This is a genomic window from Amycolatopsis marina (assembly GCF_900111885.1).
In the GTDB taxonomy this organism is placed as follows: domain Bacteria; phylum Actinomycetota; class Actinomycetes; order Mycobacteriales; family Pseudonocardiaceae; genus Amycolatopsis; species Amycolatopsis marina.
The window spans coordinates 26,625-45,789 of sequence record NZ_FOKG01000017.1 but is presented as its reverse complement, the minus strand read 5'-3'; the positions used below and the strand labels follow the sequence as shown (position 1 = coordinate 45,789).

The 19,165-nt window shown below is 68.7% G+C and carries 16 protein-coding genes and 1 pseudogene; 7 read left to right on the top strand and 10 right to left on the bottom strand.

The annotated features are described in order from the left end of the window. Nucleotides 1-3: 3 nt before the first annotated feature. From BM199_RS24425 to BM199_RS33420, 6 genes are all read right to left on the bottom strand, one after another. Nucleotides 4-810 (bottom strand): ABC transporter ATP-binding protein, encoded by an 807-nt coding sequence (locus tag BM199_RS24425; RefSeq protein ID WP_091675923.1) that lies wholly within the window; start codon nucleotides 808-810, stop codon nucleotides 4-6. Nucleotides 811-822: 12 nt separating this feature from the next. Further along, nucleotides 823-1,689 (bottom strand): ABC transporter permease, encoded by an 867-nt coding sequence (locus tag BM199_RS24420; RefSeq protein WP_245788634.1) that lies wholly within the window; start codon nucleotides 1,687-1,689, stop codon nucleotides 823-825. A gap of 10 nt (nucleotides 1,690-1,699) precedes the next feature. After that, nucleotides 1,700-2,473, bottom strand: coding sequence for an MlaE family ABC transporter permease (locus BM199_RS24415; RefSeq protein WP_091675919.1), 774 nt, complete (start codon nucleotides 2,471-2,473; stop codon nucleotides 1,700-1,702). 41 nt (nucleotides 2,474-2,514) lie between these two features. Then, on the bottom strand, nucleotides 2,515-2,949 hold the full coding sequence (locus BM199_RS24410; RefSeq protein WP_091675916.1) for a hypothetical protein: 435 nt from the start codon (nucleotides 2,947-2,949) through the stop codon (nucleotides 2,515-2,517). Nucleotides 2,950-4,691: 1,742 nt separating this feature from the next. Then, nucleotides 4,692-5,123 carry a hypothetical protein gene (locus tag BM199_RS24395; RefSeq protein ID WP_143101909.1) on the bottom strand — a complete coding sequence of 144 codons (432 nt, stop codon included), beginning with the start codon at nucleotides 5,121-5,123 and terminating at the stop codon, nucleotides 4,692-4,694. Further along, a complete protein-coding gene (locus BM199_RS33420; RefSeq protein ID WP_143101908.1) occupies nucleotides 5,077-5,283 on the bottom strand; it encodes a hypothetical protein in 207 nt (68 codons plus the stop codon). Before BM199_RS33420 ends, BM199_RS24395 begins: the two co-directional genes overlap by 47 nt. A gap of 233 nt (nucleotides 5,284-5,516) precedes the next feature. Between BM199_RS33420 and BM199_RS34665 the strand changes: the two genes are divergently transcribed. After that, nucleotides 5,517-5,723 carry a hypothetical protein gene (locus tag BM199_RS34665; protein ID WP_245788650.1) on the top strand — a complete coding sequence of 69 codons (207 nt, stop codon included), beginning with the start codon at nucleotides 5,517-5,519 and terminating at the stop codon, nucleotides 5,721-5,723. Nucleotides 5,724-5,879: 156 nt separating this feature from the next. Here the strand turns inward: BM199_RS34665 and BM199_RS34660 are convergent. The 4 genes and pseudogenes from BM199_RS34660 to BM199_RS24380 form a co-directional block, all read right to left on the bottom strand. Beyond that, nucleotides 5,880-6,362, bottom strand: a pseudogene (locus tag BM199_RS34660) (DNA cytosine methyltransferase); the annotation flags it as partial. Next, complete coding sequence (locus BM199_RS33990; RefSeq protein ID WP_177242770.1) at nucleotides 6,355-6,507, bottom strand: hypothetical protein; 153 nt, start codon at nucleotides 6,505-6,507, stop codon at nucleotides 6,355-6,357. The gene BM199_RS33990 and the pseudogene BM199_RS34660, both read right to left, overlap by 8 nt. A gap of 15 nt (nucleotides 6,508-6,522) precedes the next feature. Beyond that, a complete protein-coding gene (locus tag BM199_RS24385; protein ID WP_425425581.1) occupies nucleotides 6,523-7,563 on the bottom strand; it encodes a TRM11 family SAM-dependent methyltransferase in 1,041 nt (346 codons plus the stop codon). 122 nt (nucleotides 7,564-7,685) lie between these two features. After that, on the bottom strand, nucleotides 7,686-8,489 hold the full coding sequence (locus BM199_RS24380) for a hypothetical protein (protein WP_245788632.1): 804 nt from the start codon (nucleotides 8,487-8,489) through the stop codon (nucleotides 7,686-7,688). An 893-nt stretch (nucleotides 8,490-9,382) separates the two neighbouring features. Here BM199_RS24380 and BM199_RS24375 point away from each other — a divergent pair. From BM199_RS24375 to BM199_RS24350, 6 genes are all read left to right on the top strand, one after another. Then, the gene (locus tag BM199_RS24375) at nucleotides 9,383-10,396 is read left to right on the top strand and encodes a sigma-70 family RNA polymerase sigma factor (RefSeq protein WP_245788630.1); all 1,014 of its coding nucleotides are present in this window, start codon (nucleotides 9,383-9,385) and stop codon (nucleotides 10,394-10,396) included. 212 nt (nucleotides 10,397-10,608) lie between these two features. Continuing rightward, the gene (locus tag BM199_RS24370; RefSeq protein WP_091676102.1) at nucleotides 10,609-10,929 is read left to right on the top strand and encodes a pilin; all 321 of its coding nucleotides are present in this window, start codon (nucleotides 10,609-10,611) and stop codon (nucleotides 10,927-10,929) included. A 75-nt stretch (nucleotides 10,930-11,004) separates the two neighbouring features. Further along, nucleotides 11,005-13,377, top strand: a complete 2,373-nt coding sequence (locus tag BM199_RS24365) for a TrbL/VirB6 family protein (protein ID WP_342741729.1) — start codon at nucleotides 11,005-11,007, stop codon at nucleotides 13,375-13,377. Between the two features lie 12 nt (nucleotides 13,378-13,389). Further along, nucleotides 13,390-14,604 carry a PrgI family protein gene (locus BM199_RS24360; RefSeq protein WP_091675906.1) on the top strand — a complete coding sequence of 405 codons (1,215 nt, stop codon included), beginning with the start codon at nucleotides 13,390-13,392 and terminating at the stop codon, nucleotides 14,602-14,604. A gap of 663 nt (nucleotides 14,605-15,267) precedes the next feature. Continuing rightward, nucleotides 15,268-17,037 (top strand): group II intron reverse transcriptase/maturase, encoded by a 1,770-nt coding sequence (gene ltrA, locus BM199_RS24355; protein WP_218160429.1) that lies wholly within the window; start codon nucleotides 15,268-15,270, stop codon nucleotides 17,035-17,037. A gap of 97 nt (nucleotides 17,038-17,134) precedes the next feature. Next, the gene (locus BM199_RS24350; RefSeq protein WP_091675904.1) at nucleotides 17,135-19,108 is read left to right on the top strand and encodes a VirB4 family type IV secretion system protein; all 1,974 of its coding nucleotides are present in this window, start codon (nucleotides 17,135-17,137) and stop codon (nucleotides 19,106-19,108) included. Nucleotides 19,109-19,165 lie beyond the last annotated feature (57 nt).

Genomic DNA, 19,165 nt, shown 5'->3' with positions numbered 1-19,165 from the left:
GCTTCAGTCCATTCCCAGCGGTCCGGCGGAGTCTCCGGAGAGGAACTGCCGAACGAACGGATCCGGGGAGTTGAAGGCTTCCTCGGTCGGTCCATAGTGGACGACTTTGCCCTTCCAGATGACCCCGACGTAGTCACTGACCTTGCGTGCGGTGCGGATGTCGTGGGTCACCAACAGGTAGGTCCCGCGGTACTCCTGGTGCATGTCGAGGATCAGGTCGTTGAGCAGGCTGGTGCGGACCGGATCGAGCCCCGAATCCGGTTCGTCGAACAGGACGATATCCGGGTTCATCACCAATGCTCGCGCGAAGCCGGCGCGTTTGCGCATACCGCCGGACACCTCGTTGGGGTATTTGTAGGACGAGCGGTCGAGGCCGACCTCCTTGAGCCGCTGGTTGACGATCGTCTCGATCTCGTCCTCACTCATGTCGGTGTGTTTGCGCAGCGGGAATGCGGTGTTGTCGTAAATGTTCATGGACCCGAACAGGGCACCGTCCTGGAACAGGACACCGAACCGCTTGCGCAGTTCGTAGCGCTCACGTTCGCCGATCTTCCAGATGTCGCGACCGAAGATCATCACTTCACCCTGATCCGGCTCAAGCAGACCGACAAGATGCTTGATCAGCACACTTTTCCCAGTTCCTGACGGGCCGAGAATGGTAGTAATCGCATTGTCGGCGAATTCCAGATTGAGCCCCTGCAGCACGTCGAAGCTGCCAAAGGACTTGTGGACATCCCGCACCTCCATCGTGTGCACCCGCCCCGACAAGCCCATCGTGTTGACGACCGGACCGTTCATTCCGGTGACCATGAATTCTCCTTGTCAGTTACCGATCGGCATGTTCGGGTAGGAGCCCCAGAAGAACCAGGTGCCGAGCAACCCGACGACATGGATGAGCACCATGTTCAGCATCATTGACTTTGCAGTGTTTCTCCCGACTCCCACTGATCCGCCGGACGCGGTGTATCCGTAATAACAGCCAACAAAAATGATAATCGTGCCCATCGCGACCATTTTCGACATCGCGGCAATCAGGTCGTAGGGGTTCTGAAAGAGCCAGAACATATAGGAATAGCCGCCACTGGAAACCGTGCCCAACTGATATACGGTGACGAGATGCATAGAAATGAACATCAGGCCTAGCCCGACGATGTAGAGGAAGGGCATGCAGATCCACGCCGCGACAATCCTGGTGCCAACGAGATAACTCCGCGACTTAATTCCCAGCACCTCCAGCGCATCGATCTCCTCGGCGATACGCATCGACCCGATCTCCGCGACGAGCCCGCAGCCCACCTTCGCGGCGAAGATGTACGCCCACATGTAGACCGACATCTCGCGCAACCCGCAGACATCATTGAACACCGCGGAATAGATCGGGGCGCCGATCTGCTTGAGGGTATAGCTGGCCTCGGTCGCGCACATTGTGCCGACGACGAACTGCATCAGCCAGATGATGATTCCGCTGGACAGAATCAGAATGCCGGCCTGTGCGAACACCTCGCTGACGTGGTGGCGCAACTCTGGCAGGCTACGCACCGTGCGGCCAGCGAACTTCATGATGTCACCGCCGGCCGCGACCGCGTCCCGCAGTTTCGCCGCGATCCCGCCGACCGTGATTTCGATGTCGGGTGTCGTCGTCCGACCCGTCGGCTTGTCCCAGTGCCCACGCCGAACCTTTTCGGTCATTCCGCATCCCTTACTTGAAGACCTGCATGTCCGGGTTCAACCCAAGCAGCACTGACGTGTAGACGTAGTTGAAGATCCATATCGAGGCGAACGAGATGACCACCGCCTGGTTGACCGCGCGGCCGACGCCGATCGGGCCACCCTGAGCGTTCAAGCCCTTGTAACAGCAAACGACCGAGAGGATCAGTCCGAACGCGAGGGTCTTCACGATGCTGCCCCACATGTCCGTCGTGGTCGCGTTGGACCAGAAGTTCCCGATGAACGCTGCGCCGGTGGCGCCAAAGATCGGCACCGCCGCGATATAACCGCCGATCACACCGCACACCAGTGCGAACACCTCGAGCAGGCCCGTCATCAGAGTGACTGCGATGATCCGGGGCAGCACGAGGGTCCGGACCGGGTCGACGCCCAGGACCTCCATGGCATCGATTTCCTCGCGGATCCGCCGTGCGCCGAGGTCAGCGGTGATAGCAGTACCCATCACCCCGGCGACGATCATCGCGTCGATCCACGGCGCGAATTCGCGGACACTTGCCATCAGCAGAAAGGAACCGAGCCGGTCGGGAATTCCGAGCACGCTGTAGAGGCTGCCGCCCTGCATGCCCGGGCCAGCGAAACCGAGCGCAGTCGTGGAAATGATGACCGGGAGCCAGCACCTGCGCAGCGTTTCGGCCATCAGGTCACGGACTTCGCCCCAGTAGCCGAAAGGGTAGCGGATTCCCAGCCAAAGCACCCGGCCGAGCAGGTGGACGATTTCCCCGGCTTCGACCAGCGGGCGCTGCACGGTGGAAGCCCATCGCCGGGTAGGCGCCGATTTAGTTGCTGTCATTCCCTGCCGCCCTGCTTGCGGCGAGCATGGACGAGGTGGCCGGCGAAGCCAGCGAACCCACCGGCCGCGACGGCGACACCGACGGTGGCCAGCACCTGTTGCGGCCAGACCAGCCCCGAGGTGATGAAGACCAGTGGCAGCACGAGAACGTAGCTGCCAACGGCGGTCACCGCGCCGTGCAGAATCGGAGACAGGGCATCGCCCGTGCGGAAACCGGCGATCGCGAAAGCGACGATCGCGGTGATCAGCAGGAAGGTCGCGCCGGCCACCGGTGCGACGGCGGCGGCGATCGGCTGAAGCAGCGCGCCGATCACCAAAACGACGAAACCACGCCAGATACCACGACCGGAGGCCACGAGATCGATCCCCCGGGACATCGGGGGCCGGATGTCGGACTGCGCGACCGGTCCGACTCGCGATCGGATCACCATTACACCCAACTCCTTCTTCGAGCGTGACCGTCCACACCGGCTACCCGCATTGCGGGACTGCGATGGTGGGTAATGATGCGGCGCACAGCACCGAGAGTGCATCACCATCTGGCGGCAAATGAACTACCCGTTGGGGTAGCGACGTTCCCAGGCACACGCCGGGAAAGCCAACGTTGTCAGGCTAGAGGCGCGCCACGGTTGGGCCTCTACTATGGACGTCGGCTACCGCTCGCCAGGTTTGGCGTCAGCAGCAGCGCCAGCACTCCGGCGAATAGGTCGAGATCGTCCACGATGACGAGCACCAAGCGCCGATCACTCACCTGTCCTTGGATATGCCATGCACATTCCGCCACCAAATCGGCCATCGTGGTCACCCTGAGTCACGAAGAAAGTAGTATCCCAGCCAACACGCAAGCGGCCCCGGGCGCGTTCGCCGTCCGGGGTGATGCTGGCAGTCGCGCTGCCGAAGGTGTCCTGCTGCTGATCACTGTGCTCGACTCGACCTTCGCGATGGTCACGGTCGCCTTAACCTGTGCCGCCGGCAGCCCGTCGGTGGCCATCCTGCTGCTGAGGGCAGCCTGATCCGGGCGGTGCCGGGGAGGGTGGGAGCAGCCCTGACAAAGCCGGGATGTGACTAGTTAGGAAAGGCGATGCAGGTTCGGGCCGAGATGGTGCTGGTGTCGTTGTTGATCGCAGTCACGATGCATTCGAGCATCAGGTGCTGGAATGCGACGTAGGTCTTGAGGAGAGCGGCTTCGTACGCCCAGGTCACCGCCTGGTCACCGAGGCCGCTGCTGTCGATCTCCGGGTCTCGATGCGCCCCGAGGGTGCCCTTGAACTTCTCGGCTGCCTTCTTGCCGCTCTGCTTCTTTGCATCAGCCCACGTTAGGCCAGTTCAAGCACGGTCGTGATCTCTTGGAGTGTATTGGCTCCAGGTCACGCCGGCCCCGGCCTCACGAGGGGCGACTCACCCGCAGCACGCTCAGCGATCCCCGCGAGGCCAGCGCGGCACGCGCCTGCTTATCTCCGGACTGCGCGACCGGCTGCCTGTCATGCGACGGAGAGGTGGTTACGTCGGTCGTTGCGGGGCACGATGGCGGCGGCGGCTTCGGCGGTGTCGCGGGCGAGTTCGGGCAGGACATGGGTGTAGGTGTCGGCGGTTGTGGCCGATGCGTACCGCCGGTACCGGGAAGGTGCCGGTGCGGGCGAGCTTGTACGCCGTGGTGCGGCCGAGGCCGAGTATGCGGGCGGCGGTCATCAGGTCTGTGGTCACGCCGAGTTCTCCGAGTCGTTCGCGCGACCACGCCGGCGACGACACGGCCGTGGTTGTCGAGTCGGGTGCGGCGGAACGGAGACGGTCACAACCGTGCACAGCAATCTCCTCCGGTAAGAAGATGGTGAGTTCGGCGGTCAGCGCGGGTTCTCGTGCGCGGGCGGAGACCGAGATCAACGCACATCGGGCTGGTGGGACTACGGGACGCCGGCGCGGGGCCCCTGAGGACAGGCGACCGGGCGAGCAGACGGTGCGGGCGGTGAGCGGGCTGGTCGGAGAGCGCCCACTGCTCGACCGGGCCGGAAGACGCCGTTCTCGTCGGGGTGCTGCTGTGTGGCAGGTGCTGCTGTGTGTGGGCATGGCACAGCGCCCTTTCACAAGGTCGAGCGAGACGGGAATGTCGGCGTCGGTGGACGTGGCGCTCCGGGACGGGATCGCCGGTGTCCTCGCACCCCGGAGCGCCACAGGTTCAGCGGCGCGGGTGGGTACTGCTGCGGCGACCGCGCGCCGGAGCGGCACGGCTGGACGTCGTGTCTCGCGTCGTGCTGGCTGGCGGCTGGCAGGGCGGATGGTGCAGGTCGGTCAGGTCGTCGAGCAGGAGGCGTAGTGCGTGTGCGGCTTGCTGGGGCATGACTCCGTTGCCCAGGGCCCGCAGTTGCGCGGTGCGGGGTAGGGCGAGGTGCTCGGCGGTAGCCCAGCCCGGGGGCAGGCCCATGAGCCATTCGACGAACGGCGGCGCGAGGACGGGGCGGCCGTGCCGCCCGAGCTGCGTCGGGTACGGCGCAGGGTGGCCGGTGATGAGTTCCCAGCGGTGCACGGCGGCGCCGTACTCGCCCCAATCCACCGGCCCAGGCTCACCGCGTGCGGCGCGGCGGGCGCGCGGGGCGCGGGCGGCTGCCACGGTTACTCACCTCCGTCCGCGTGCTCGTGCGGGGGCGGGGCGTGGTGACGGCGATGACGACCGAGGGCAGCATCAGGTCGCCCTTCGAGCCGCGTTGCGCGGGGCAGCCTTTCGTGCCGTCGGTCGCCCGCGGAGTCGGCAGGAGTCGTAGAGTGTCCACGAGAGACGGGCCTCCTTGTTGGGAAGCGGAGGAGATTCCGTTGGAAGAACCGTCGTGCGCGGTCGGTGTCGGCAGCAGGGCCCCACGCACCCAGGGAAAGACACCTACGAATCCCCGTTACCTTTTTTGGAATTTGTGTTGCCGCGCACCACGTTCCGTCTATCGGTGACGGCGCTGCGCTGAGTGCGCGGGCGCGGTCGGGCAGGGACGGTCCGCCGTCGTGGGTGGAGTGGGTGCAATTCTTCGCATCCGAGGCCGTCGGGGTCGGCAGCAGCCGTACCGAGTCGGTCAGCGTCACGCACCCCGCCGGGATCGGACGGCCTGGACTCGTCACGGTCTGGATCGCCGCCGACCGCGAGTCCGCCGCCGTCGGCGTCGGCGTCGGCAACAACTGGGCCGGCCGGACTACCGAGTCGACCGCGTCGTTGAGGTTCACCTGATGCCCGCCCGCGCGCCTGCGTGCGGGATCGGCCGGACCGCGTGGCTCTCCGTCGCGGGCCTGCGGGGTCGGCATCATCCGCATCCCGTCCCGGCTGGGGGACGGCACACAGGAACACCCGTTCCCGTCGATGGGCGGCGCCGATGTCGGCGGCGCGTACGCAACGCCAGACCGCGTCATACCCCGCTTCGGCCAGCCCTGCGAGTACCCGGTCGAGACCGCCGTGTCGCCATCGGAGGGCGGCGACGTTCTCCACGACAACGAGCCGCGGACCCAGTACGCGAACGGCGTCCAGGATGCTGCTCCACAATCCACTGCGAGCACCTTTCTCGATACCCGCGCGCCGACCGGCGGCGGAAATGTCCTAACACGGAAACCCGGCGGTGAGCACCTCGACCGGCGCGACAGAGGCGAAGTCCACCGCCCGCAGATCCCCCAGGTTCGCCACGTCGGGCAGACGTGCGGCGAGGATGCGTCCGGCGTGCGGATCGACTTCGGAGTACCAGGCGATCCGGCCACCGAGCACGGCCGCGACGCCGAGGTCGAGACCGGCCAGGCCGGTGCACAGTGACCCGATCACCGGGCCTTCGGTCGCGACGAACCGCAACGGATCGACACCTGTGCTGTGGCGCTCAGGCATGCTGTGTCTCCCGTGCCGGGATTCGCCGGTCCGGGTCCTTGCTCGGCGGTGGGCAGCGGTGGCGGGCGACGGCGCGCTGGGCGGCGGCGGGTCGCCGGTAACGGGCGTCCCAGCTGCAGTCCTGGCAGTGCACGAGGGTGCTCACGCCGGCCACCGCCCGCTACCCTCGGTCCGTCCTGGTGCAGCTCGGTGACCGTCGCTTCGGGGACGCCGGGGCCGATGTGCTGCGGGGGGTGAGGGGCTTGGATAGGACGATGACGTCCTCGTGCGAGATTAGATGCAGCGGCAGGCCCTGTTCACGCTGTTTGCGGATGAAGTCGCGTTGGAAGAAGCTGCCGCGGGCGATCAGCTCGTGATCGGCGACCCGGGCCAGTAGCGCCACGCACCGTTCGACCGGCACCAGTCCGGCGGCCTGGCCGCAGGCGATGATCTGCGACGGAAGGTCGATCAGTTCCGAATGTTCCCGCCACGGGCGCACGGTGATTGCGACGTGCCCGCCTGGGCGCAGCACGGCCGCGCAGCCGGTCAGGATGCGGGTGAATCCGGCCAGCAGCCGGTGGTGGCCGACGTTGGCGAGGTTGCCTCGGTCGAGGGCGCTGCCGTAGCGGTGGTGGTACTTGTGCACCTTGCCGTCCGGTGAGTCCGTGGTGGCGGTGACGACCTGCCCGTGGGTGGATGGCCCGTAGGGCGGTGAGGTGAGCACCAGCGCGACCTGTCCTCGGTATTTCTCGGGTAGGAGGAACGGCAGTTGGCGGGCGTCGCCGTGCACGATCTCCGCTTCGTGGTGGTGACCGCGGTGCCGGCCCAGGTCGAGGTTGGCGCGGGCGACGCTGACCCAGTGCGGCTCGTACTCGACGCCGACCGCGCGCCGCGCGGCGTCGATCGCTTCCACCAGCGTGGTGCCCGACCCGGCCATCGGGTCGAACACCAACTCCCCGGGGCGCGTGTACTGGCTGATGGCGTGCGCGGCCACGGCCGGGAGCATCTTCGCCGGATGCGCGGTCGAGGCGGGCACGTAGCGGCCCTTGCGCTGCGAGGCCGGGGAGGTCTGCGCGGTCGCCCACACCGACAGCGGCAACTCCCCCGCATCGGCAATACCCGTCGCGGCGGTCGGGTCATGTCCGGTCGGGGTGCGCGGCTGCGTCGTGGCGGGTTCCCCGCCGGTGTCGAGGGCGTCGATGACCGCGCGTGGGATCGGCACAGTCGGATCGTCCCCGGTGGAACGGACGGGAGTCGAAGGGTGCTGGTGGGACATGAGTGTGGTGCCTTTCGCAGAGGTGGGAACGACCGGCAGGGGCTCGGGTGAACGCGGCAAGCGCGGAGTTACCGGTTGCCTCCGGTGCCGGGTGTGGTGATCGCCGGAGCGGTTTGCGGCGGCGGTGCGGCCGGGTCGGCGGGTTGTGCGAACGCGAGGACATCGCCGTGCGCGCGCAGGTGCGGTGCGGGCAGTCCGCGCACCGTTGCGCGGTGTCGGGTGCGGTCGGACTCGGCGGCCACGGTCACACTCGGCGCGGCGTGCAGGCGCCCTTTCTCGACGGGGGTGTGCAGGGTGACGATGTGCTGTAGGTAGAGCAGGTCGGCGTGCTGGCAGGCGGCCACGATCGCGCCGGTCGGGTCGACCAACAGACCCTGATTCCAGTCACTGTGCGTATACACCGCGAAGATGCCGCCCGAGCGCAGCCGGTCGGCGGCCAGCAGCGCGAGCCGGTCCAGCGGCACGGTCTCGGCGGCGTGGGCGGGCAGTGACACGAGCACCAGATCCGCGCGCTCGCCGCGGTCCGATTCCGGTGCATCCGGACCGTCGGTGCCACTGGCGCGCGCCGGGACCGGAGGCGCTCCTGGGAGGTCCGCAGTCGGGTTGGCGGCGTCGGTGACCAGGTCGGCCCAGAACGGTCTCGATGACACGGCGGAGACGTCGGTGGGCGTGTCGAGGGTGAGCGTGTCGGCGGTGCGATCGAGCGCGTGCACCGCCTCGCGTGCCGCGGTCACCGACGCCTTGCCGGTCGCCGGGGCACCGTCGGTTCCGCAGTGCGTCGCGGCTGCCGCCGAGGGTGTGTCGATGTCGACCAGGACGACGTGCTCACCGGGTGCGGTGAACGCCGCCGTGATGGTCTCGACGATCGGCACCGGCCACCTCGCGTGAGGGTCGATGGGCTCCGGTCCGCACGTCCACACCGTGGCGGGAGTCGGCGTCGATGAGGTCGTCGTGCGGCGCCGCGACGGTGCCGCCCCATGCCTAGGACGTGAGGTCGCGCGAGCCTCGCGGACACGGGTCGCGGTGGTGTGCGTGCGGGCTCCGGGGTAGGGAGCGCGGTCGCCCCCGCGCCGGATGCGCGGCGGACGAGTCGAGTCTGTTCGGTGACCGGGACGGCCATCCGGGGACGGCGAGCGCTGGGCCATGAGGGTCCTCCTCGGACGAGAGCAGCCGGGCCGGGGGCCCGGCTGGAGTCGTGCTGTCATAGGGCAATACCGGGAAACCCCCGAATTTGCGACACACGCTCGCCCCGAAATTTGACAACGGCTGCCGTGGCCTTTCTCAGGCGATGCTGGTCTGAACAGCGAGCCGCTATTCGACCGGCTTCGTGACCACACCTCGGCTGACGACATCAGCGGAAACTGGGCGACGATCCCGGGGTTTTGTTTCGCGCTGCGACAGGGGCGCCTCAACGAGGCCCGGAAGCTCCCCGAGCGTGAGGCGCTACGCGGCAGATTTGGCGTGCTCCAGATGTGCGGGTACAGCTCGATGGCTGTTTCGGCGAACGCCTCAAAGATCAACAACGCTTCGCGGCGACCGCGTCGCGGCGGCGGTTCATCGTTCTCGTACCGATGGTTTTGAGGCGGTTTTGAAGCGCTTGTGAGGCGTTTGTGTCGCGCTTTCGAGGTGGTTTTGATGCGCCCTGGATGGCGTGCTGATGGCTCACCACTCGGCCGTATGTCTCAGAGGAGCTGTCATGGGTTTTCGTTCTCGCGATAACGGAGTTCACGGTCGCGGGTATTACGTGCGTTCCAATCCCGATTTCGTGACCGATTCCGACGTGTTCGCGATGGCGCGGTCCAGCTTCGCGTGGCTGGTATCCGGGCCGGATCCGGTCAGTGTCGACGGCCGCGAGATCCCGGGGCTGCCGCCGCGGCCGGTGCCGTTGGATGAGCTTGGCACGCTGCTGCTGGCTGCGGACTGCGACCAGGTGACGCGGGATGCGGCGTGGGCGTATCTGATCACCCGCGCCCGCGGCGAAGGTGGCACGTGGACGGTGGCGTGTGTCGGGCTGGCGCTGCCGGTGCTGCTGCGGGTCGCGGCGATCGTGACGCGCCGGTTCACCGGCGACACCCACGATCTCAACGCTGCCGTGGTGACCGGGTTCCTCGCCGAGTTGCGTGAGGTCGATCTGGTCCGGTCGGCGATCCTGGCGCGGCTGTATTACGCGGCCTACCGGGCGGGGCGTCTCGCGCTGCACGAGGCCGTGGGCGGGCCGATCCCGGTCGCCGACGTGGGGTTCGATTCGGCCCCGCCGCCGCGCCCGGAAGGCCACCCCGATCTGGTGCTGGCCGCCGCGGTGCAGGCCGGTGCGATCACCGTTGACGAGGCAGGCCTGATTTCCGAAACCCGCGTTGGGGAGACGTCGCTGGCCGAGGCCGCCCAGGCGCGCGGTATGTCGTACAAGGCGACCGCAAAGATGCGCGAACGCGCCGAGCCTCGCCTCGCCGACTACCTCACCGAACTGTCCGCGGACGCCCCGACGCCCTCGCCGGACGAACAGTCGAACTCCCCTGCTCCACCGCGCGGGCGCCGCGTCCCCATCCGTCCGCCCCGGACCGAGCGAACCACCAGTACCCGCCGCACGAGATTACGCAACGTGACCAGAGCTGCGGCGGCAGCGGAGAACAAAGGGCGCTCGCCCGTGTCGCACAACGGCCCGAAATCCCGCATTGCCTCGCGCGGGACCCGCCTGCCCGCAGACCGCCGTTCCCGCGCCCGCCGCACCAGCTCCGGTCCGGCCGCACGCACCAGTCGGGAGGTCCGCTCATGCGACTGACACCACGTCCCCGTCATCGCCCCCACCCACCCACACGCCGGACGGCGTCGCGCGGCCCCAGCTCCCCTACACCGCGCCCCCGTCCGCAGTCGTACCGGGTGGCGACCTCGGCGCCCCGACGGGCCGGGAAGCGTTGCGCGGTGTCCGCCGGCACCACTGCGACGGCCACGCCGGCGCGGCCGTGGCGAGGGGCGCACCGTCGCCGTGTCGTCCTGCTCACCGGGTGGCTGGTCGCCGCCGGGGCGCTGCTGTCGTCCTCGGTCGCGCGAGCGGAGACGGTCCAGATCGTCGCACTCGCGCAAACCGTTGACGAGGTCCTCACCAACATCCGCAGCTGGATCATGGGGATCCTCGCCGGGGTCGCCGTGGTGTTTTTGACCATCGGCGGGCTGCGTTACCTGATGGCCTCCGGCGATCCGGGCGAGGTCGAGAAGGCCAAGGGCGCGTTCAAGGCCGCCGGGATCGGCTTCGGCCTGGCCGCACTCGCCCCGCTCGTGGTCGAGATCCTCAAAGGCATCGTGGGCGGGGTGTGAGCCATGAGCGCCCGCCACCGTGCCCCCTCAGCCCGACCACCCGGCCCGGCCCGGCGCCATGCGACAGCTCCCGTCGTGGACCCCGCACGCGCCACCCATCCGGTCCCCACCGGTGGCAGCGGGAGCACTGGTCCCGTACGCGAGGAGCGCCTCAGGGTCGGCCCACCGACCGCTCCGGCTACGCGGCGCCTCGGATGGGTACCGCAGCGGCGCTGGGGCCGCGTTCTCGCAGTGCTCGTGGGGGTGCTGGCGGCCGTAGCCGGAATCGTCCTCACCGCCTCGGCCACGACCACATCAGAGCGCGCGGCAGCGGCGGCACCGCTGGCGCCCGTGCAGCCGCCGGTGGTGCCGCTGCCCCCGGTGCCGCAGCCCAGCTGCGGTCCTGGCTCGAGCGAGCCTGCGTGCCTGCTGCCCAGCAACACCCCGCCGCCGAAGCCGTCGGGTCTGCCGAGTACGCCGCTGGTGCCGCCGCCGTCGCAGCCGCCGGTGTCGTGTTTTCCGGGCGCGTTGATGCCCGAGTGCGGACCACCCGGTGCCACACCGACGCCTACGTCGGTGCCTGCGCCGTGTGAGGGACCGAACTGCATTCCGCAGCCGACCCCGCTCGATCCGCGCGCGCCGGGCGGGACCCCGGCGCCGGGCACGGGCAGCGACGAGCGGGGCGACGAATGCGGCATTACCGACCCGATCGCCTGCGTGACCGAAGGCATCGACAGTTTCTTCCGCGGGGTGGTCACCGACGCGCTCAATCCGCTGCTGGAGTTGCTGGGTCAGACGCTGCTGACCACGCCTGAACCGAGCTCGCTGCCCAGTGTCGGGCAGCTGTGGACCGAGTCGTGGCAGATCCTGCTCGCCGTCTACGTGATCATCGTCCTGGTCGCCGGGATGGTCGTCATGGGCTACGAGACCCTGCAGACCCGCTACACCATCAAGGAGATCGGGCCCCGGGTCGTCATCGGGTTTCTCGCCGGAACCCTGAGCTTGTTTCTCGCGACCAAGGCGATCCAGATCGCCAACGCCCTCGCCCACGCGGTGATGGGCTCCGGCGTCAGCCCGGAGGCCGCGGGCACGGCGTTGACCGACATGGTGCTCAATGCCCTCAACGGCGGTGGACTGTGGCTGATCTTCATCGGCTTCGCCCTCGCGGTGATGATCATCATCCTGCTGATCACGTTCATCGTGCGGGTGATGGTGACGATCCTGCTGATCGCCGCCGCCCCGATCGCGCTGATGTGGCACGCCCTGCCCCACACCGAGGGCATCGCCCACGCGTGGTGGAAAGCCTTCGGCGGAGTGCTGGCCATCCAGGTCGGCCAGTCGCTGGCGATGGTGGTCGCGTTGCGGGTCTTCTTCGCCCCCGGCGGGTTCACCGTGTTCGGCCCGACCCTCAACGGCCTGGTCAACCTGCTGCTGTGCCTGGCGCTGATGTGGGTGCTGATCAAGATCCCGTTCTGGTGCCTGCGCCCGGTGAGCGGCGGAGGGCGCTCGATGCTCGGCTCGCTGGTGCGGGGCGCGATCGCCTACAAGACGATGGGCCTGCTCGGCGGCGCCAGCTCCCTGTTCGGCGGAAAGGGCGGCAAAGGCGGCGGGCCCCGGGTGCGGGACGGCGGTGGCGGCGCTGCGGCGGACCCGCCGTCCACCCGCTCGGGCCAGTTCATGCTGCCGATGCGCCTGCGCCGCATGCGGCCCGGGCCACGTCGGTCGCCGCGCCTGGGCGAGCTGCCCGGCACCGGACGCGAGGCGGATCGCAGAACGGGTCCGGGGCAGATGTCGCTGTTCACCGCCAGCGGCTCCGGTGACGAGCGTGCAGTGTCGGCGAACCCGCGGGCGTTGCCCCCGGACTCGCTGCCCGGTGCGCTGCCGCGTGATCAGCTCGGGTTGCCGATCACCACACGGCGAGAGCCTGACCGGGTCGGGCGCCGATCGCTGGCCGATGACCTCGCGCAGCGGCGGCCCGGGATGCCGCCGCCAGTGCCACAGCCCGGGTTGCTCACCAGTGACGGGCGGGTCAACCGCCATGCTCGTCCGCCCGCGCACCTGCCCCGCGCGCTGGTCGCACCGGGCGCCGGGATGCTGCCCATCCACCTGCGCCCCTCGCCGCCGAGAACGCCGCGGCGGACGCTGGCCGACGACCTCGCCACCCCCACACCTCCCAGCCCACCGCGGCAGACCGGGCCCGGGTTGATCACCCCGTCCGGGCACATCAACCGCAACGCCCGCCCGCCCCGGCGTCCGGCCCGGGATGCCTACACCGGCAACCGGCCGCTGGCCTCAGGCCAGTACCCGCTGCCGCTCGGAGTGCGCCGCGAACGCACACCCCCACCGCCACCACCGGCCGGCGGTGCGAGCACCTCCGCTGCCTCGACGCCGACGCGGCGAGCCGAAACGCAACTGCCGCTGCCCCTGGACCTGCCCGGTCGCCGGGGCCCGAAGAAGACGAAGAAGTGAGGTCTGGTCGCCATGACTGCTCCTGTGCGTGTGCCCGCCGACGTCGATCGCCCGGACCGGGTGCTGGGGCCGCTGACCGCCCGCCAGCTGGCGATCCTCGGCGTCGCCGGACTGCTGCTCTACGGGCTCTACTCGCTGACCCGGGATCTGGTGCCGCTGCCGGTGTTCCTGATCGTCGCGGTGCCGGTCGGCGTCGCGGTCACCGCCCTGGCCCTCGGACAGCGCGACGGGTTGCCGTTGGACAGGCTCGTCGTCGCCGCGATCCGCCAGCGCCTGTCCCCGCGCCATCGGGTCGCGGCACCCGAGGGCGTGCGCGCGGCCCCGGCGTGGCTGACCGCCCCACACCCCGCCACACGCCGGGGCAGCAGAGGACGCCGTCCCACCTCGGCCGGTACCGAGGCGGTGTCCCCGGCGCCGCTGGAGCTTCCGGCCACCGGCGTGGCCGACACCGGCGCGCAGGCCGGCATCATCAACCTCGCCCGCGACGGACTCGCGGTCATCGCCGTCTGCTCCACCGTCAACTTCTCCCTGCGCACCACTGGGGAGCAGGAGGCGCTGGTCGCGTCCTTCGCCCGCTACCTGCACAGCCTGACCGCACCGGTACAGATCCTCATTCGGGCCGAACGACTCGACCTCGCACCCCAGATCGCCGAACTCCGCGCCCGCGCCGGCGGACTGCCCCACCCGGCGCTGGAGGCCGCCGCGCGGGATCACGCGGACTACCTCGCCGAGCTCACCGCGCACACTGATCTGCTGCGCCGTCAGGTGCTGCTCGTGTTGCGCGAACCGTTGCGCACCGGCCCGCCACCCCCGTCGAGCGTGGTGCCGTGGCGGCGGCGCCGGGACGAGCAGTCGGTGGACGAGGGGCTGCGGCAGGCGGCCGAGCAACGGCTCGTGCGCCGCCTCGGCGAGGCCATCGACCTGCTCTCCCCCGCCGGGATCGTGGCCACCCCGCTCGACGCCGCCGCCGCGACCGGCGTGCTGGCCTCGGCGTGCAACCCCGACACGTTCCTGCCGCCCTCGGCGCAGCTGGCCGCCGCCGACGAGGTCGTCACCGCCACCGCCACCTTCACCGACCTCTACGGCCCCGACGACCCCGACCATGCAGCGGCCCCACAACCGGACCGCATAACGCGAACCCGCGAGGCATCCGGGTCCACGCGGTCGCAGGTGGGGCCGTGGCTGCCGGTGGACGAGGACTGGGACTACGACGACGGTGCGAGCTGAAAAGCCGCTCTGCCCAGTGGCGACAAGAAGGAGGTGGACTGTCGCTCCGGCTAAGTGATCACTGAGCCGGTCTCCCAGGGAGCGAACTGCGCTGGTAACGGCGTGGGGAGAAGCCTCCCGGAAAGCCCGAAGGGCACTGCCGAGCCATGGCGGAGCCACGGGGCGGGGAGAAGACCTGACGGACGAACACAAGTGAATCCCTGATGAAGCCTCGTCATAGTCAGACCGCGTCATGGCAAGCAATCGGCGGTTAATGGCCCACCGGGTTGAGAAGCCCACGTGGCCGTCCGAGTCGTCTATCGGGCGGCGTGATCACCACCGGGTCCGGGGTATAGGGGACGTCCTCGCAGGTCGTTTCTGGAAGGAGCGGAACAGCGAAACCCCGTAAGGGTCCGAAGCGGATGCGTTTCGGTAAGCCACGGGCAACCACGGCAGAACTCCCTTGCGGGAACAGGAAGACCCGAGAAGCGAACGCCGCTGGGGCGAAAGCCCAGGGGAAACCGCAGCACCCGGCACCTCAGCCGCTGCGCATAACCCGGCGGATACCGGCCCATGGTGGCCGGGCCCGAAAGGGAGCCCACGCGGGTCTGGTGGGTCCGTGAGGACAACCGAGCACACAGAAGTCATTACCAGCAGCCGAGTTAGACGACGGAAGGGAACAACGTGGACGCGGTAGCCGACATGGCGGTGCCTCCGTTGAACGAGGCCACGGGCGACGCGCAAGCCTGGCACAGCATCAACTGGGCGCAGGCCGAACGGGACGTACGGCGACTGAGGCAACGGATCTTCACGGCCGCGCAGGAAGGGGACCTGAAGAAGGTCCGGAATCTCCAGAAGCTCATGCTGCGCTCCCGCGCGAACACTCTGGTGAGTGTTCGCCGGGTCACGCAGCTGAGCGCGGGGCGCCGTACTCCCGGCATCGACGGGGCGAGGGCTCTGACGGCACAGGAGCGAGGCAGATTGGCGAGGACACTCGCCACCGAGCCCGCAACCGATGTCAGGCCGGTACGGCGAGTGCATATCCCTAAGGCTGGTGGGAAATCCCGTCCGCTCGGTATCCCGACGATTCGGGACCGGGCGCAGCAGGCCAGGGTGAAGAACGCCCTGGAACCTGAATGGGAAGCGCGGTTCGAGGGCAAGAACTACGGTTTTCGCCCTGGACGTGGCTGTCACGACGCGATCGAGAAGATCTTCCGGCTCACCGCGCGCAGCACGGCTCGCCGCACGTGGGTTCTCGACGCGGACCTGGCCGGCGCTTTCGACAGGATCGACCACACCCGCCTGATGGACGCTATCGGAGGTTTCCCCGCTGCTGGGGCAGTCCTCCGGTGGTTGAAGGCCGGTGTGATGCAGGACGGGCGATTCATTGCCACCGGGGAGGGAACTCCCCAGGGCGGTGTCATCAGCCCGCTTCTGCTGAACATCGCCTTGCACGGCATGGGAGCCGCTATCGGCGACCTGGACAATCTCACCGAAAGGCAGAGGGCCCAGGTGCCGCTCTTGGTCCGCTACGCCGATGACTTTGTGGTGTTCTGCACCTCGAAGGCTGAGGCAGAGCAGGTCAAGGAGAAACTGGCCGAGTGGCTGGAGCCACGCGGGCTGACCATCCATCCGGACAAGACACGAATCGTCCGGCTCCAGGATGGTTTCGACTTCCTCGGCTTCAATGTGAGGACGTACGGTCCGAAGACGCTCATCAAGCCCAGCGCCGAGGCGGTGAAACGGGTCAAGGACAAGATTCGCCGGATCGTCGAGCAGAGCACGACCACGGAGCTGCTGATCCAGCGTCTTAACCCGTTGATCAAGGGCTGGGCCACTTACTACCGCGGTGCGGTAGCCAAGGAAATCTTCGCCGACCTGGATCACTATGTGTGGCACAGGACATGGAGATGGGCCCTGCGGCGGCATCCCCGGAAAAGCCGGTCATGGACCAAGGACCGGTACTTCGGGCGCTTCCATTCCCGGCGCGACGACCACTGGGTGTTCGGTGATCATCACAGTGGACGGTACCTGTACAAGTTCGTGTGGACCGTCATCCAACGGCACATCCCTGTCAAGGGAATGGCGTCCAAAGACGACCCGAGCCTGACGGACTACTGGGCCGCGCGGACAAGGAAACGCAGGCACCCACAGGCTGACGGGCAATTCCACGTCAGCCTTGCTGCGAAACAGAAAGGGCTCTGCCCACTCTGCGGGCTGGACCTCATCGCGGGCGCGGGCTACGAACCTGACTCAGTACGTGACTGGGCGAATTGGTTCGCGGCATTACACCGCACCCGCACCACGGACGGCCTGATCTACCGATCAACCGGAGGACACCATGCGCAATCCCCCATGCTCGTCCACGCCGACTGCCACCGCAGTCACCACGCAATTGGCAATCAGCGTGGCCCCCTGGAGCTCCCTTCTGCACGGTCCTTGGGACCTGCTTGAGCCGGATGCGCCGAAAGGTGCACGTCCGGTTCTGAGGGGGGCTCCCCCGCAGCAATGCGGGGGGCCTACCCGACAGATCGAAAGCAGGTAGACACCCATGGCACGCACAACCCACCACACCACCCCAGCCCGCTCTGGAGCGGCAGGGGCGTTCACCCCGGACTCGTTGTCGGTGTCGGCCCGGCATTTGGAGGTCGGCAACGAGTTCGTCGCGAGCTTCGGGGTCACCGGGTATCCGCAGGAGGTCTACCCCGGCTGGCTGGCGCCCCTGCTGACCTACCCGGCGCGGTTGGACGTCTCGGTCCACGTCCAGCCGGTCGATCCGGCCACCGCCGCCAGCGGACTGCGCAAACAACGCGCCAAACTCGAATCCAGCAGGCGGCACAACTCCCGGCACGACCGGCTCGACGACCCCGAGCTCGACGCCGCCGCCGAGGACGCCGCCGACCTCTCGCGGCGTATCGCCCGCGGCGACGGGCGCCTGTTCCGATTCGGGCTGTACCTGACCGTGCACGCCCCGGACGAGACGTCCCTCGCCGAGGAGGTCTCGGCACTGCGGTCGCTGTGCGCGTCGCTGCTGCTCGACGCCAAACCCGCGACCTACCGGGCGTTGCAGGGCTGGGTGAGCACCCTGCCACTCGGGCTGGACCCATTAGGATTGAAGAGGACGTTCGACACCGCCGCGGTCAGCGCGGCCTATCCGTTCACCTCGCCGGATCTGCCGCCGACCGACCCGACGACCTCGGCGCCGAGCGGGGTGCTCTACGGCTACAACATCGGCTCGTCCGGGCTCGTGCACTGGGACAGATTCGCGTGCGACAACTACAACTCGGTTGTCCTCGGCCGCAGTGGCGCGGGTAAGTCGTACTTGGTCAAGCTGGAGACGCTGCGCAGCCTCTACCGCGCCCTCGGCCACGACGAGGACGGATGGGCAGCCGACGAGGTGCAGGCGTTCGTCGTCGACCCCGAGGACGAATACGCCCGACTGGCCGCCCAGGTCGGCGGCACCTACGTGCACCTCGGCGCGGGCGGGGTGCGGCTGAACCCGTTCGACCTGCCCGTGCACACCGACGCGCGCGGGCGACACACCGCCCCCCAGGACGCGCTCAAACGCCGCAGCCTGTTCCTGCACACCGTCGTGGCCGTGCTCTTTGGCGCGGAGATCACCGCCGCCGAACGCGCGGTGCTCGACACCGCCATCACCACCACCTACCACCGAGCAGGCATCACCGACGACCCCCGGACCTGGACACGCCCCGCGCCGCTGCTGCGCGACCTGCGCGACACCCTCACCACCACCGGCGACAACAGTGACACCGTGGCCGCCGACCTCGCCGCCCGGCTGCATCCGTTCGTCGACGGAGCGTTCGCCGATCTGTTCGACGGACCCACGACCGCCACCCCCGACGGGCACCTGGTGGTGTTCTCCCTGCGGGATCTACCCGACGAGCTACGCGCGATCGGCACCCTGCTCGTGCTCGACACCGTCTGGCGCCGCGTCTCGAACCCGGCCTACCGGCGGCCCCGGCTGGTCGTGGTCGACGAGGCGGGGCTGCTCATGCAGCAGCCCGAGGCCGCGCGGTTCTTGTTCCGTCTGGCCAAAGCCGCCCGCAAACACTGGTGCGGGCTGACCACGGCCACCCAGGACGCCGCCGACCTGCTCGGCAGCGATCTGGGCAAAGCCATCGTCAGCAACGCCGCCACGCAAGTTCTGCTCCGCCAAGCCCCGCAAGTCATCGACCAGATCTGCGAGGCGTTCAACCTCTCCGCCGGAGAGCGGCAGTACTTGCTCTCGGCCGACCGCGGCCAGGGCCTTCTCAGCTCCGGGACGCAGCGGGTGGCGTTTGAGTCGCTGGCCTCCCCCACCGAGAACTTCCTCATCACCACCGATCCCGCCGAACTCGCCCGGTTCGCCGACGACGATCCGGACGCCACCGACCACGGCCTCGCCGGCGCCTACATCGACCTCGGCCCCGCCGACACCGCCGACTCGTTCGACGTGGGCGCCGACGCGGAGCCCGCCGGCGACGGGTTCGACGACGCGGGGCAGGTCGACCTCGATCCCGCGTGAGGTGGCCCTGAGCCGCTCGCTGTTTGTCCTTGTCTCGCACGCGTTCTTGCTGGAAGG

What these genes read in the sequence shown, in the direction of transcription:
- BM199_RS24360 (WP_091675906.1), top strand. Translation starts at nt 13,390, where the DNA reads ATGACTGCTCCTGTGCGTGTGCCCGCCGACGTCGATCGCCCGGACCGG.
- BM199_RS24350 (WP_091675904.1), top strand. Translation starts at nt 17,135, where the DNA reads ATGGCACGCACAACCCACCACACCACCCCAGCCCGCTCTGGAGCGGCA.
- BM199_RS24410 (WP_091675916.1), bottom strand. Translation starts at nt 2,949, where the DNA reads ATGGTGATCCGATCGCGAGTCGGACCGGTCGCGCAGTCCGACATCCGG.
- BM199_RS24425 (WP_091675923.1), bottom strand. Translation starts at nt 810, where the DNA reads ATGGTCACCGGAATGAACGGTCCGGTCGTCAACACGATGGGCTTGTCG.
- BM199_RS24420 (WP_245788634.1), bottom strand. Translation starts at nt 1,689, where the DNA reads ATGACCGAAAAGGTTCGGCGTGGGCACTGGGACAAGCCGACGGGTCGG.